Below are 14,521 nucleotides of genomic sequence, written 5' to 3' on the forward strand. Positions count from 1 at the left end.
TCGGATTTGCACTTACCAGCCGGATTTGGTCGTCGCACCGGCCGGATTCGCGAGCAGATTTCGACGCTGGAGGCCGCCGAAAGCACCCGTCGAGCCCGCGGCGAGGCGTTTGCCGCAGCTAATGACCCTCGGGTCCGCGCCGCCTCAGAGCGGGGCCAGGATGAGCCAGCCGTGCGCGGGGACGACGGCGTCGGCACCGGTGTGCTCCGGCGGCGCACCGCTGCCGGCCACCACCCGCGCCTGCGCGTACCCGTGGTCCGGGATCCGCACGGGCATGGGGTCATCGGTCAGGTTGAGCGCGACCAGCAGCGTCTCGCCCGTGGCGGTGCTCTGGTACAGGTAGCGGCGGTTGTCCAAGAGCAGCGCCTCAGTGCGGGCGCGGTGCAGCCAGGGGTGCCGGCGCCGCAATCCGATCAGGAATTGGTGCAGGGCGAACATCTCGGCGGCGGCGTCGTCGACCGGCAATGGGGGAGAACCGAACTCGGGGCGGATGGCGTCGTCCCCACCGAACCGTTCCTCTTTGAGGCCCTGAAAGCCGAACTCGTCGCCGGCGTACACGCTGGGCACGCCGCCGGTGGTCATCAGCACCACCAGTGCGTGCGCCACGTGGCGGGGATCGTCGAGCTGGGTGGCGATGCGGGTCACGTCGTGGTTGCCGATGAAGGTCAACGGGGCGAAGGAGTCCAGGAATCCGTTGTGCCGCTGCATTGCCCAGTCCAGCTCGTGGAAGTTTCCGTCGTTGAGCGCGCTCCAGACCGCCTTCCACAGCTCATACTGCGTCACGGAGTCGAAGCCGGCCTCGGTCACCAGAGCCGGGTAGTCGCCGTGGATCACCTCGGCGACGAACCAGGCCTGCGGGTAGGCAGCGCGCACGCGCGGCAGCACCCGGGCCCAGAAGTGCGGGGGGACCGCGTAGGCCGCGTCCAGCCGCCAGCCGTCGGCGCCGCGGCCCAACCAGTGCGCCATCACGTCGCCTACGTACTCGGCAACCTCGTGGTGGTCGTGATCGAGCGCGATGAGGTCGCCGTGGCCCTCGAAGGTGGCGAACCCACCCGGTGTTCGCGGTGCGCGGCGAAACCACTTCAGGGCCGCCGGGTCGCCGTCGAGTGCCGCGCGATGGCGCTCGAAATCGACACCCACATGGTTGAAGACACCGTCGAGCAGCACCCGCAGGCCGCGGTCGTGCGCGGCGTCGACCAACTCGTCGAAGTCGCCGTCGTCACCGAGTCGCGGATCGATGCGGTAGTGGTCGGTGGTGTCGTAGCCGTGCGTGCGGGAGGCGAACACGGGCCCGAGCGCGATGCCGGACGCGCCGAGCGCCACCGCATGGTCGAGCCAGGCCGTGACCCGGCGCAACCGGTGTTCGGCAGGCGCCGGGGCGGGGTCGGCCGGGTGGGCGCCGACGAAGCCGAGCGGATAGACCTGCCACCAGATCGCGTGGGCGACCCACTCGGGGGTCACGGCCGAAACCTGGCCTCGTACAAGCCCTTCATCTCGTCCTCGAACTCGGCCACCGGGCCTTCGGCCACGACGCGCGGCGCCACCGTGGCGATGGGCAGCGCGGCGACGGGGGAGGGCGGCGCGCCCCACTGCTCACGCCAGCCGGACAGCTGGGCCGAGGAGGTGGCGTAGACGATGCGGCCCAACCCCACCCAGGCGTGCCCGGCCGCGCACATCGGGCAGTGCTCGCCGGTGGTGTACACGGTGGTCCGGATGCGCCGCACGGGTGGCACGTTGGCCGCGGCCCACCGGGCGATGGCGAACTCGGGATGCGCGGTCGCGTCGCCGCCGGCGACGCGGTTGCGGTCCTCGAACAGCGTCTTGCCGTCGGCGTCGACGAGGATCGAGCCGAACGGCTCGTCGCCGGCGGCCAGCGCCTCCCGTGCCAGTTCGACACAGCGCGCCAGGTATTCGATGTCCACCTCGGTCACGGCCACGCTCGCTGAGTCTACGCACCGCGGTGCTACGGCGTGGCCGTGGCGATCTGCCATTCGGCCGCGGCCTGCTGCTGGGTCCAGAACTCGGCGAAGCGTCCGTCGGCGGCCAGCAACGCCTCGATGCTGCCGTCCTCGACGATGCGGCCGGCTTCGACGAACAACACCCGGTCGGCGTGTCGGATGCTGGCCAGCCGATGGGCGACGATCACCCGGGTGCGGGAACGCCGATCGGCGATCAGCGCGTCCACCACGGCCGCCTCGTTCTCCGTGTCGAGGGCGCTGGTGGCCTCGTCGACGAGCAGCACCGGCGCGGGCTTGACCAGCGCGCGGGCGATGCTGACCCGTTGCCGCTCGCCGCCGGACAGCGCGGCGCCGGCCTCCCCGACCACGGTCTGGTCCCCGTCGGGGAGGCGGGCGGTCAACTCGTCGACCCGGGCCAGGCGCATGGCGTCGGCGACGGCATCGTCGGTGGCCTGCGGGTCGCCGACCAGGATGTTGTCCCGGACCGTGCCGTCGAACAGGTACGGATGCTGGAAGACCACGCTGACCGCGGCGCGGCGCTCGGCCGGCGTGAGTGTCGCCAGGTCCACACCGTCGAACAGGACCCGGCCGCCCTGCGGCTCGTGCAGGCCGGCGATCAGCCCCAGGATGGTGCTCTTACCTGATCCCGAGGGGCCGACGATCGCGGTGGTGGCGTCGGGTTCCAGCGTGAAGCTGGCGTCGCGGAGCAACGGTTGGTCGCCGTATCCGAAGGTGACGCCGTCGAACTCGATGCGCGGCGCCCGCGCGGACGCCAGCGCGGCGGATCCCGCGGACAGCGTGGGGGCGTCCAGCACGGCCTGGATCCGACCGAGGGTGGCGCGGGTGGTCTCGATGGCCGGCGCCAGTTCGCTCAGCGCGCTGAAGGGTTCCAGGTAACGCGCGATGACCACGATCAACGCGATGGCCTCGGGCACGCCGAGTTGGCCGCGCACGGTCAGCAGCGTGGTCATGCCGGCCAACAGGATCAGCGCGACCTGACTGGCCAGACTGAACAGCAGCTGCCCGGGGATCTGCATGGTGAGCAGGCGCAGCGTGGCGCCGTGCTGGGCCTCCAGCGCCGCGCCGACCTGGCTGCGGGCCGGCGCCACCCGCCGGGCCGCGCGCAGCGCCTGCTGGGTGCGGGCGAACTCGATGATGCGCTCGGTGAGCGCGGAATTGGACTCGTCGGCGACGGCGTCGGCGCGGCGGGACAGCCGGCCGGCCGCCCACATCGCGCCCAGCAGAACGGCCACCCCGGCCAGGGCGGCCAGGCCCAGCGGCGGCGAAATCGCCACCAGGGCAATGGCGATCGCCGCCGGCAACAGGATGGCGCCGAGCAACGGTGTCAGCAGGTTGACCACCAGGCCCACCAGTTCGGGGCCGGTCGAGGCGATCGCCTGCCGGGCGGTGGCGGTGTTGTCGGCGTCCAGCCAGTCCAGCCGGACGTTGGGCAGCCGGTCGGCGACATCGTGCTGGGTGTGGTCGAGCAGCTTGAACCCCAGGTCGAAACCCCTACGCGCGGTGCTGGTGTCGACGATCCAGCAGGCGACAGTCACCGCGGTGAGCCAGCCCAGCCAGGGCCAGGCCTGCGCCGGCGTGTCGCCGAACAACGCCGCGACCAGCGGCACCAACAGCACGGTGGCCGCCGCGCGCAGCAGCACCGAGGTCACCGTCAGCGCGGCGTAGACGTTGATCCTGCCGCGTTGGTCGGCTGGGATGAGGGCGAGCAATGTGCGGATCATCGGCGGGCCTCCTCAACCGCGGTGACACCCCGACCGGAGTCCCACAGCGCGCGGTACCGCCCCTCGGCGGCGTACAACTGGTCATGGGTGCCGATCTCGGCGATGCGGCCGTGGTCGAGCACCACGATCTGGTCGGCCCCGGTGATGGTGTGCAAGCGGTGCGCGATCACCAGCACCGTGCGGTCCCGGGTCAGTCGGTTGAGTGCCTGCTGGACAAGGAATTCCGATTCGGGGTCGGCGAAGGCGGTGGCCTCGTCGAGGATCAGCACCGGGGTGTCGGCCAGGATCGCCCGGGCGATTGTCAGGCGTTGGCGTTCGCCGCCGGACAGTCCCGAACCGGCCTGCAGCACGGTGTCGTAGCCCTGCGGCAGCGCCATGATGCGCTCGTGGATCTGCGCCGCGCGGGCGGCCGCCTCGATCTGCGCCGCGCCGGCGTCCGGCCGGGCCAGCGCGATGTTGTCGGCCACGGTGCCGGCCACCAGCTGCGTCTCCTGCAGGACGAAACCCACCTGCCGGTACAGGTCGTCGGCCTCGAGGGTGCGGATATCCCTGCCGCCGATGCGGATGGCGCCCCGGCCCACGTCGTGGAAGCGGGCCAGCAGGGCGGCCAGGGTGGATTTGCCGGAGCCGGACGGGCCGACCAGGGCCGTCACCGTGCCGGGGCGCAACTGCAGGCTGATGTCCTCGAGCACCGCGACGCCGGGCCGGTAGCCGAAGGTCACGCGATCGAAGGACACGGTGCCCCCGGGCGCGTCGGTCCCGGCGGAATCCGCGGTGTGCAGGGTGAGTTCGTTCTCGTCGAGCGCGCTCTGGATGCGCCGGGCGGCGAGCATGCCCCCCTGGATCCCGCCCAGGCCGTAGGCGATGCCCAACAGGCGAGCCCCGAACGTGGTGCCCAGGAACAGGAACGGCAGCAGGTTCACCGGGTCCATCCTTCCGGCCACCACCAGCGGTGTGCCGACGGCCATGATGAGCCAGAGGAAGGCCGACGGCCGGGTGACCAGATCCATCAGGGTCTTCTTGCCCACGAACGGCCGCTGCCAGTCCACCAGGAAGTCGATGTACTCCTCGAGCCGACGGCGGAAGGTGGACGCCGCCGCGCCGCCGAAGACCCGCACCACCGGCTGGCCCTCCAGGTAGGCGCCGGCCTCGCCGGTCATCCGCTCCGACCACTTCTGCGACTGCCCGATCTTCGGGCCGGACTGAATCGACATCACCGACATCAGCACCAGGCTGAACAGCACCGGGACCAGCAGCGCCAGGGCCAACCGCCAGTCCACCACGAACAGGTAGATCAGCACCGCCAGCGGGGCGACGACCGCGGCCACCGCGTCGGGGATGGCGTGGGTGATCAGGTAGTGCAGTGCCAGGGTGTCGTCCTGCACCAGCTGCTTGATGGAACCGGAGCCACGCTCGGTGAACCAGCCCAACGGCAGCTTGGACAGCTTGGTCAGCAGCCGCGACCGCAGCGAGCGGGCGAAGTTCGCGTCCACCCGGTGCAGCCACAGAGTCAGCCCCGCGGTCAGCACCGTGCCGGTGCCCAGCAGCCCGACCGCGGTGAGTCCCAGCGTCCACAGCCGCTCGGCCTCGGCGCCGGTCAGCAGCAGCCGGGCCAGCTCGACCAGCAGCACGAACGGCGCCAGCTGCACCAGCGTGATCACCGCCTGCAACACGCCGGAGACGATCAGCGGGGTCTTCAGCGGCGAGAGCAGTCGCCCGGCGCCCTGGGCACGCCAGCTGCCCGGCGACGCCGTCGCCCCGGCGACGGCCGGGGTCGGAGTCGCGGCGACGGCCGGGGTCGGGGTCGCGGGGGCCGGCGCTGGTGCGGCCGCGTCGGTCTCGGCCGCGGGACCCTGGGCCACCGGGGTCTCGGCGACCGGGGACTTCTTGTCGGCGGGCTTCTCGTCGCCGCGCTTGGAGCCCATCGCGCGGCCCTCGGTCCAGTACGCCTGCGGGTGCATCTCGGACTTGGGGAAGCCGAACTCGTCGCGCAACCGGGTGCGCAGCACCTTCAGCGAACCGGCCTCCGGGGTCACCCAGGCGTACCAGTTGGACCAGTCGCGGGCCTCGATGGCCGCGGCCAACGAGCCGGTGTCGCGCCGCAGCACCCAGTGCACGCGCAGTCGGGGGTGTTCGGCGATCGGGATCAGCCGGTCGTCGTCGTCGTGATATTCGAGGTAGGCCTCAATGGGAAGGTCGTGGGGGACCGCCTCGATGATGCCGTTGATGGCCGGGATCGAGGCGGGGTCGCCGATCAGCAGATAACCGGCGGGCTGGTCCTCGGGCGCCTCGGGGACGCTGAAGCCTCGAGACCCCAGCACCACGACCGGGACGGTGTCGCCCGCGGTGGCGTTGCGGGCCCACGTGGTGGCCGGACCGGCGGGTTCGTGCAGCACGACGTCGATGGCGAACCGGCCGGTCTCCGGGTCGGCCTCCGAGAGGGTGTAGCCGCGCTGGAACTCGGTGTCGGAGCCCTCGGGGTCGGGGAACCAGAATCGCAACCACGACGTCGGCTCCACGACCGCGTCCTCGAACAGCGTCGGCGAGACCATCCGTACCCGCAGGAAACGCGGCGCAACCAGGAACGTTTCGACGACGGTCGCCTGGTGGTCGCGGGCTCCGAAGCCCTTCATCATCACGCCCTGGAAACCGCGTGCCATCCTCGCCCCTCTCCCGCGGTCCGGGATTCGGCCGCGATGCCGCCCAGCGGCTGCTGACTAAGGGTAGCCTCACCTGTCGCGGCGCGGCGGTGCAGGTTCGTCGGCTCAGGTCGACAGCCGGCACGCGCACGACGCCCGCACCGGCACGTCGGCGCGGGCGACGGCGAGTTCGAGCTGGTGCTCGATGATCGCGGCCTCCCCGGTGCGGCCGAGCCGCTGCAGGCATTCGTGGTAGCCGTGCAGACTCCACACGTTGTTCGGGTGTCGGCAGGGCCGGCTGACCGTGGGGTCCAAGCCGAGGTCGGCCTCGTAGACGCGGGCGGCCTCCTGGACGTGGCCCTGCTCGAGCAGCAACGCGCCGTAGGCGTGCCGGGTGGGCTGCATCCAGCCCCACGGCTCGTCGTAGGGCAGCCCGTCGTCCAGCTCGATGGCGCGGCGCAGATGCGCAAACGCGCCGGCGAAATTGCCGGCCCGATAGTCGATTTCGCCGTCCAGCATGGCGGCGGCCACCGCCAGGATGTCGTGGGCGGTGTTGTTGAACAGGTAGCGGGTCTCCGGGATGGTCTCATAGGCGGCGGCGAAGCGGTCCCGCGCCGCTGCGGCCTCGGCCAGTTCACCTCTGGCCGCGTGCGCCACACCCTTGCCGTAGTGCAGGGTGGCCGTCGTCGTGCAGTACAGCCGGGGGTCCGCCGGAAGCGGTTCGGCGATCAGGTCATCCCACCGGCCGAACCGGATCAGGACGTGTACCCGCAACGGGACGAAGGCCTCCAGCCAGTCGGCCATCGGTGGGGAATCGATGGCCAACAGCTCCGGGATCAACTGTGCCGCCAGATCGTCGGCGGCGCGCAGCGCGACGCGGGACTGCCCGCTGAACATCGCGGCGTAGACCACGAAGTGCAGATTGTGCGCGCGGTAGAGCGAATAGAAGTTCAGCGGCCCCGCGTGTTCGACGAACTTGCGGTCGGCGGCCTCGGCGGCCAGGTTGGCCTCCACCGCGCTGCGGTAATCGCCGCAGAGCACGTCGAGGTGGCTGGGCATGTGCTGCAGATGCCCGGCGTCGGGCACCAGTCCGCGCAGCAGATCTGCGGCCGGCAGGGCGGCCTCGGGGTGGGCCGACATCTCCATGGTGTGGATGTAGATGTGCAGCAGTCCCGGATGGCGGCGCCCGGCGTCGGTGGCCAGTGCTCGTTCAAGTAGCTGTTGAGCTTGCAGCACAAGGGATCCCGGCGCGGGATCGCCGGTGGCGGTGTCCCACAGCGCCCAGGCGGTGACGTTCACCAGCGCGTCGGCGGCCAGCGTCTGCACGTCGATGTCGTCGGGATGGGCGTCGGCAAGGTCGGCCATGGCCAGCGCGTAGGCCCGCCCGCCGGCGGCCAGGGCGTCGGCGTCGTCGGGGGCGTCGGTGGGGAAGCGGCTACGCAGCGCGGCGATCAGGGCGCGCTCGAGGTCCGTAGTCCGGCCCTGGGCCGCCGCGCCCAACTCGCGGCGGGCGCGCGCGAGCGACGCGGTGCGGTCGGCGGGATCGAAGGCCTCCCAGGCCTTGTTGTAATTGGGGCCGACGGCATACGCGATGCCCCAGTGCGCGATCGCCAGTTGGGGGTCCGCCGCCAGCGCCCGCTCGAAGCAGTCGATGGCCTCCTCGTGGTTGAACGCAAACGCCCACACCAGCCCGCGGTCGAACCACAACTGCGCTTGCTCGGAAGGGGTGGCGACCGCGCGGTGGTGACCGCCGAGGTCGTAATAGGGTTCTGGGGCCTCGCGGCGGATGTCCACGTTCGGCCACGCTACGCCGATCGGGGCTAAAGCGCGCGGGCTCAGGATAATTCGGCGACGGTCAACAGGTGCCGAGTGATCGTCTCGGTTTCGGCCACCAGGACGCGTTGGGAGGTGTCCTGTTTGCCGAGCACTCCGGCCGCCTGCCGCAGTTGGGCGTCGGCCTCGGCGAGATGTCGGGCGTCGATGGTCCACATCTGTCCGGCGCTGGGCAATTCGCCCCGCAGGGCGTCCACGTAGTCGTCGACGGCGACGACGAACCGGGGATCCAGCGTGGCGTGGTGGACGGCGGCAAGCTGACCCTCCAGCGCGGCGCAGGCACCCGTGATGGCGTTGAGGGCGGCCCGATACGCGGTCAGCCAGTGGCGCACCTGCGCCATCTCCGCGCGCACCCCGCCGGCGGCGGCCTCGAACGCCGACCGGGCCCGGGTGACGCGCTGCCAGACCGAGCTCAGCGTGTCCTCCGGGTGAGCGAGGGGATGCACGAACGCCCGGACAACGGTTGCGGCATATTCACTTTCGGCGCGCAGCAGCTCTCCGGCGCGCTGCCGCAGCCGGACCAGGGCCCGGTCGGGCAGCACCACATGACTGGCCACTGCGAGACCACCGCCGATCACCGTGGCCACCACCCGCTGGCCCATCGCGGGGCTGTCGATGGTCCCGCCCAGGTCGACCAGGAAGACGATGGCGCCCGCCAACGCGGCGTACAGCGGCACGGCACCGTAACCGGCCACCGCGTAGGCCAGCCCGAGCACCGCCACGGCCAGCGTCACGGCCACCAGCCCGCTGGGCTGCCACAGCACGGTGATCACGCTCGCCACCACGACGCCGGCGGTGACCCCGGCGATGCGGGACACGCAGCGCGTGTAGGTGTGGGCGGTCTCGGGCCGCAACACCAACAGCGCCGTCAGGGCAATCCAATAGCCCTGCGGGGTCTCGGTGACCCGGGCGACCACCAGGCCGATCACCACGGCCGCGGTCAGCCGCGACGCGTGCCGCAGGATCGGGGAATCGCCGTTGCACTGCGCCAGAATGCGCCCCCAAGCGCTGCGCAGGTAGGTCAGCAGGCGGCGCGGTGCCGTCTGCCCGGTGTGCATGGCTGTGGGCCATCCGGTCAGCTGCAGTGCTCCGGCCTTCGCCACCTGGCCGTGCAGTCGTTGGGCCGCGGTCGCGGCCGACCCACTCAGCGCAGCGGCGTGATCCTCGGCGCGGCGCAGCGCCATGCGGGCGTCCAGGGCCGCGGCGCGCCCGCCGGCGCCGATGGCGGCCAGCGCGTCGGCGCACGCCAGCAGCACCTCGCGCACCGCGGGGTCGTCGGCGTCGGCCCGCAGCGCGTTGACGGTCATCGCAATGCGTTCCGGCCACGCGTGCGTGCCCCGGAACGCCGGGGGCCGACGGCGGGCCTGGCGATCGGTCGCGCCGACGGCCTCGCGCAGGTCCATCAGCGGGGTGGGATCCCAGCTCGCCGCCGGGTCGAGCGCCAGCCGGCGCGCGGTGGTCGCGACCCAGCCGTAGGCGTCGGCGAGCGCGGTCCGCTGGGCCACCCACCGCTGGCGCGGCCACGCGGCGACCAGGACCACCTGCAGCAGCCCGGCGGCGACGGCCAGGCCGGCCGCCCCCAGGGCGGACCAGAAGGTCGCCGACCAGCCGAGCGCGGTCGGCGCGGCGGCGACCAGGAGCGCGCCGCCCGCTGCGGCGGCCAGGCCCGCGGCGGAGCTGAGCGCCCACAGCAGACCGGCGCCCAGCGTCCAGGCCAGGGCGGTCGGCACGAAAAGCCAGGTGTGCCCGGTGCTCAGGTGCCCGAGGAAGGTCGCCAACCCCAGCCCCAGCGAAACTGCGCACGCGATCGGCAGCCGACGGACCGCGCTGCCCTGCAACGCGGTGGCCCCCACGATCGCGGCGGTGCCGCCGGCGGCGACGGCGGCGGCCGGCGAGGCCCAGTGCAGGGCGGCGGCCGCGGCGAGCAGCACTCCGAGCAGACTGCGGGCCACTTCGCCGATGTACGGCCACGAATGCGGTAGGGCGGGGCCCCTGAACATGGCTGTCATTATGCCGCTCGGTAGGTTCGCGTTCGTGGAGAAGGTGATCTTGGTGTCGCAGTGCGCCGCCGCGGACGACGCATGGTGCGCACGGCTACGCGGCCCGGTCGCCGCGGAACTGCTCGACCTCGGATTGCCGGGACTGACGATCAACGTCAAGGACGCCGCGGTGCGGGACTCGCTGATGACCCTGACCACCCTGAACCCGCCCGTGGCGGCGGTGCTGAGCCTGTGGACCGATCAGCATTACGGCGCGCAGGTTGCCGCCGCCGTCGAGCTGCTGGCCGGCGAATCCGACGCGGTCGCCGGATATCTGGTCACCGAGTCTGTACCGTTGCGTGCTCCCGAGGTCGAGTTGGGTTCCCGCACACCGGGATTGGCCAACGTCGCGCTGTTGCGGCGGCCACCGGAGCTCGACGAGCCGACCTGGCGAACCCGCTGGCACCGCGACCACACCCCGGTGGCCATCGAAACTCAGGCCACCTTCGGATACACCCAGAACGCCGTGGTGCGGGCGTTGACCCCGGACGCCCCGGCGGTGGCCGCGATTGTCGAGGAGCTGTTCCCCGCCGACGCGGTGACCGATCTGAAGGCGTTCTTCGGCGCGGCCGACGACGCGGATCTGGCCGCCCGGATCGACCGTATGGTCGCGAGCACGGCGCGCTTCGGCGCCAACCGCAACGTCGACACCGTGCCCACGAGTCGTTACGTGCTGCGGTCCGCGGTGCGCGCCACTGGGTAGGCTCTGCGCTCGTGACGTTGACGATCGCCGACGAGAATCGGGTCCGCACGCTGACACTCGATCGGCCGGAGGCATTGAACGCCTTCGACGAAGAGCTGTACGACGCCACCACGGTCGCGCTGCGTGCGGCCGCCGAGGACGCCGAGGTCTCGGTGGTGCTGCTCACCGGCACCGGCCGGTCGTTCAGCGCGGGCACCGACCTCGCCGAGATGCAGGCCCGCATCACCGACCCGGGTTTCACGCCCGGCCAGTACGGCTTTCTGGGCCTCGTCGATGCGCTCGCCGAGTTCCCCAAGCCGCTGATCTGTGCGGTCAACGGGTTCGGGATCGGCATCGGGGCAACGATTTTGGGCTTCGCCGACCTCGCCTTCATGGCGACGACGGCGCGGTTGAAGTGCCCGTTCACGAGTCTGGGGGTGGCCCCGGAGGCGGCGTCGTCGTACCTGCTGCCCCAGCTGGTGGGCAGGCAGAATGCCGCCTGGATGCTGATGTCCTCGGAGTGGATCAGCGCGCAGGAGGCCCACCGGATGGGTCTGGTGTGGAAGGTGTGTGAGCCCGACGACCTGCTGCCGGAGGCGCGCCGGCACGCCGAGGTGCTCGCGTCGCGGCCGTTGAGCAGCCTGATGGCGGTCAAGCGCACGATGACCGCGCCGCTGGCCGCCGGAATCGCGGCCGCGCGTGATCGGGAAAATGCCTGCTTCGCCGAGTTGATGGGCAGTGCCGACAACGCGTCGGCGCTGGCCGATTTCAACCAGCCGAAAAGTTAGCTGGCGGCAACGCTGTTGAGCTTGGCCGACTCGGCCTCGATGATGGCCCGCACCGTCCGGCGGCACCGTCCGCAATCGGTTCCGGCCCCGCACGCGATCGCGACCTGCTTCGATGTGCAGGCCCCCCGGGAGACGGCGTCGGCGACTTCGTGGCTGGTGGCGCCGGTGCAGAGGCAGACGAACACGAGGGGTGCCTCCTTGCTGAAATCGACGGCCGCGGGTTTCGCGATTAGTGCAGTCTAACCTAACTCGTGCGGTATTGTTAGGGCAACCTGCCCTTAGGTATGCGAGGCTTACCTACCCGACGCTGTTTGCGGTGCCGGGGTGTTTTGGCGTGTTTTTCCTCCCGATCTGGGCTAGATTCGAGGCACGCGGTGGCGACGTACAGCCCACGTGCACTGCGGTTTCTACTCCCTAGACAGCCCCTGGTGCGAGGAGATCCAATGCAAGGCGATCCAGAAGTGCTGAAGTTGCTCAACGAGCAGCTTTCCAGCGAGTTGACGGCCATCAATCAGTACTTCCTGCACTCGAAGATGCAGGACAATTGGGGATTCACGGAACTGGCGGCCCACACCCGGGCCGAGTCCTTCGACGAGATGCGCCACGCCGAGGCGATCACGGACCGGATCCTGCTGCTCGACGGTCTGCCGAACTATCAGCGGCTGTTCTCGCTGCGGGTCGGCCAGACCCTGCGGGAGCAGTTCGAGGCGGACCTGGCCATCGAGTACGAGGTGCTCGAACGGTTGCGGCCCGGCGTCGTCATGTGCCGGGAGAAGCAGGACAGCACCAGCGCGTCGCTGTTGGAAGGCATCATCGCCGACGAGGAATCGCACATCGATTACCTCGAGACGCAGCTGGAGTTGATGGACAAGCTCGGCGAGGAGCTCTACGCCGCGCAGTGCGTCTCCCGGCCCCCGAGCTGACCCGACCGCCAGAAACTAGAACGCGTTCCACCGGTGGCGACGCGGGCGTAGCATCGCGCCCATGAGCCGAATCGGAGATTTTCCCGACGACGATGTCGCGGGCTGGCTGCTGAAGTCGCCGGACATCGGCGGCGCGATGGCCGGCTTCACCCACGCCGTCTACAACCAGAACCGGTTGCCCATGCGCGTTCGCGAGCTGGCGCGCATCGTGATCGCGCACGCCAACGAGTGCGCGGTGTGCATCAACACCCGCGACGCCGACGGTCCCGCGGCGGGGGTGGACGAGGACCTCTACTCCCACGCGCACGAGTGGCGAACCTGGCCGGGATACAGCGAGCAGGAGCGGCTCGGCGCGGAGTTCGCCCATCGGTTTGCCACCGAGCACACCGAACTGCGCGACGACGAGGACTTCTGGGCGCGGGCCGCCGAGCACTACTCCGACGAACTGCTGACCGACCTGGCCCTGTCCTGTGCGATGTGGGTCGGCATGGGGCGGATGCTGCGCACCCTCGACATCGGCCAGACCTGCTCGTTGACCATCCCGGCCCGCGGCTGAGCGCTCCCGCGCGCACCTTAAGCTGACCGGGTGTCGTCGTCGCTCGGTGAAGTCCTGGCCACCCTCGCGCTGGAGCGGGTAGAACCCAACTACTTTGTGGGAGAACAACTCCCGGCCCCGGCCAATCACATCTTGGGTGGTCACATCTCCGCCCAGGCGCTGCTGGCCGCGGGTCAGACCGCGCCGGGACGTGCCGCGCACAGCGTGCACACCTACTTCCTGCGCCCCGGCGATGCGCGGTATCCGGTGGACTTCGAGGTGGTCGAACTGCAGGAGGGGCGCACGTTCTCGGCTCGCCGGGTCACCGCGCGCCAGGACGGTCAGGTGTTGCTGGAGGCCATGTCGTCGTTCAAGGCAGCCGGTTCGGGGGCGGCGGAACCCCTCGAGTATCAGCCGCCGATGCCCGCCGTGCCCGAACCGGAATCGTTGGCGCCGGTGCCCCCACACGCCGCCGAGGACGCCGACGGCGGCAGCGGCCAGTGGGCGGGTTTGCGCTGGTACGAGCGCCGGATCGTCGACGCCGATCGGCTGCCGCCGGCCCGGTCCCGGATCTGGTGGCGGCCCGGCGGGGACGTGCCGCAGCAGCCCGACCTGGCCGCCGCGCTGGTCGCCTACCTGTCGGCGGTCGCGCTGACCGAACCGGCGTACGCGGCGCGCGGCGCCGCGCTGGGGCCCTCGGCGCAGCGGGATCACTCGGTGTGGTTCCACCGACCGCCGGTGCTCGGCGACTGGCTGCTCTACGACCGGGCCTCACCGAGCAGCGTGGACACCGTGGCCCTGGCGCAGGGCCGGATGTTCAACCGCAACGGCGACCTGGTGTGCACGGTCGCCCAGGAGATGTACTTCCCGCCGCCGCGCTGATTTGGCATCGACGGATCGGGGAACACGTTTTTTTGACGGGGCCGTTGACCACGAGGGCCCCCCGATCAAAGGAACAGTCATGGACGGTGCCGTCTGGATCGTCATCGCGGTGGTCGCGGTCTTGGTCGTGCTGGGCGTGCTGATGCTCGTCGGCCGTCGGACCCGCAACGCGAAGATGCACGGCAAGGCCGAGCGCATCCGAGAAGAGACACAGCAGGAGTCGGTGCAGGTCGAGCGCCGCAGCGCGCTGGCCACCGAGACCGAGGCGCGGGCCCGGGCGGCGCAGGCCGAGGCCGAGGCCAAGGCCGCGGAGGCCGAGCGGCTCGCCCAGCGCGCTCAGCAGCATCGCAGCGCCGCGACCGAGAGCCGCGAAGAACTCGAGGCGCGCCTCGAGCACGCCGATTCCATCGACCCGGAGGTCAAGGCCGCGGATCGGTCCGGGACGCAGGAGCCATCGCCGACGCAGGAACCGCCGCGCACGCAGGAACCGCCGCGCTGAT

At 71.1% G+C, this 14,521-nt stretch carries 13 protein-coding genes; 6 read left to right on the forward strand and 7 right to left on the reverse strand.

Features of this window, described 5'->3' with window-relative positions; translation table 11 throughout:
* Window positions 1-144: 144 nt before the first annotated feature.
* The 6 genes from R2K23_RS11135 to R2K23_RS11160 all read right to left on the reverse strand — a co-directional run bounded on the left by R2K23_RS11135 (window position 145) and on the right by R2K23_RS11160 (window position 10,172).
* Window positions 145-1,461 (reverse strand): alpha-amylase family glycosyl hydrolase, encoded by a 1,317-nt coding sequence (locus tag R2K23_RS11135; protein WP_316516670.1) that lies wholly within the window; start codon window positions 1,459-1,461, stop codon window positions 145-147.
* Window positions 1,458-1,937: a nucleoside deaminase gene (locus R2K23_RS11140; RefSeq protein WP_316516671.1), complete on the reverse strand. Its 480-nt coding sequence runs from the start codon at window positions 1,935-1,937 to the stop codon at window positions 1,458-1,460. Before R2K23_RS11140 ends, R2K23_RS11135 begins: the two co-directional genes overlap by 4 nt.
* Window positions 1,938-1,963: 26 nt before the next feature.
* Window positions 1,964-3,700, reverse strand: coding sequence for an ABC transporter ATP-binding protein (locus R2K23_RS11145; RefSeq protein WP_316516672.1), 1,737 nt, complete (start codon window positions 3,698-3,700; stop codon window positions 1,964-1,966).
* On the reverse strand, window positions 3,697-6,360 hold the full coding sequence (locus tag R2K23_RS11150; RefSeq protein WP_316516673.1) for an ABC transporter ATP-binding protein/permease: 2,664 nt from the start codon (window positions 6,358-6,360) through the stop codon (window positions 3,697-3,699). Before R2K23_RS11150 ends, R2K23_RS11145 begins: the two co-directional genes overlap by 4 nt.
* 105 nt (window positions 6,361-6,465) lie before the next feature.
* A complete protein-coding gene (locus R2K23_RS11155; protein ID WP_396893432.1) occupies window positions 6,466-8,133 on the reverse strand; it encodes a tetratricopeptide repeat protein in 1,668 nt (555 codons plus the stop codon).
* Window positions 8,134-8,174: 41 nt separating this feature from the next.
* Window positions 8,175-10,172, reverse strand: a complete 1,998-nt coding sequence (locus tag R2K23_RS11160) for an FUSC family protein (protein ID WP_316516674.1) — start codon at window positions 10,170-10,172, stop codon at window positions 8,175-8,177.
* Window positions 10,173-10,206: 34 nt separating this feature from the next.
* On the opposite strand from R2K23_RS11160, the gene R2K23_RS11165 reads away from it, so the two are divergent.
* Window positions 10,207-10,914, forward strand: a complete 708-nt coding sequence (locus R2K23_RS11165) for an EthD domain-containing protein (protein ID WP_316516675.1) — start codon at window positions 10,207-10,209, stop codon at window positions 10,912-10,914.
* Window positions 10,915-10,925: 11 nt separating this feature from the next.
* Window positions 10,926-11,681: an enoyl-CoA hydratase/isomerase family protein gene (locus R2K23_RS11170; RefSeq protein WP_316516676.1), complete on the forward strand. Its 756-nt coding sequence runs from the start codon at window positions 10,926-10,928 to the stop codon at window positions 11,679-11,681.
* On the opposite strand, the gene R2K23_RS11175 is transcribed toward R2K23_RS11170, so the two are convergent.
* Window positions 11,678-11,866 (reverse strand): (2Fe-2S)-binding protein, encoded by a 189-nt coding sequence (locus R2K23_RS11175; protein WP_316516677.1) that lies wholly within the window; start codon window positions 11,864-11,866, stop codon window positions 11,678-11,680. The genes R2K23_RS11170 and R2K23_RS11175 overlap by 4 nt on opposite strands.
* Window positions 11,867-12,124: 258 nt before the next feature.
* Here R2K23_RS11175 and bfr point away from each other — a divergent pair, with 258 nt between their 5' ends.
* The 4 genes from bfr to R2K23_RS11195 all read left to right on the forward strand — a co-directional run bounded on the left by bfr (window position 12,125) and on the right by R2K23_RS11195 (window position 14,520).
* Window positions 12,125-12,604 (forward strand): bacterioferritin, encoded by a 480-nt coding sequence (gene bfr, locus R2K23_RS11180; protein ID WP_316516678.1) that lies wholly within the window; start codon window positions 12,125-12,127, stop codon window positions 12,602-12,604.
* Between the two features lie 61 nt (window positions 12,605-12,665).
* Entirely contained in the window at window positions 12,666-13,160 is a 495-nt protein-coding gene (locus tag R2K23_RS11185; RefSeq protein WP_316516679.1) for a carboxymuconolactone decarboxylase family protein, read from the forward strand.
* A gap of 30 nt (window positions 13,161-13,190) precedes the next feature.
* On the forward strand, window positions 13,191-14,021 hold the full coding sequence (locus R2K23_RS11190; RefSeq protein ID WP_316516680.1) for an acyl-CoA thioesterase: 831 nt from the start codon (window positions 13,191-13,193) through the stop codon (window positions 14,019-14,021).
* 79 nt (window positions 14,022-14,100) lie between these two features.
* Window positions 14,101-14,520 carry a hypothetical protein gene (locus R2K23_RS11195; RefSeq protein WP_316516681.1) on the forward strand — a complete coding sequence of 140 codons (420 nt, stop codon included), beginning with the start codon at window positions 14,101-14,103 and terminating at the stop codon, window positions 14,518-14,520.
* Window position 14,521: the final 1 nt, after the last annotated feature.

Origin of the sequence: Mycolicibacterium sp. MU0050 (assembly GCF_963378085.1) — a bacterium.
GTDB lineage: Bacteria > Actinomycetota > Actinomycetes > Mycobacteriales > Mycobacteriaceae > Mycobacterium > Mycobacterium wendilense.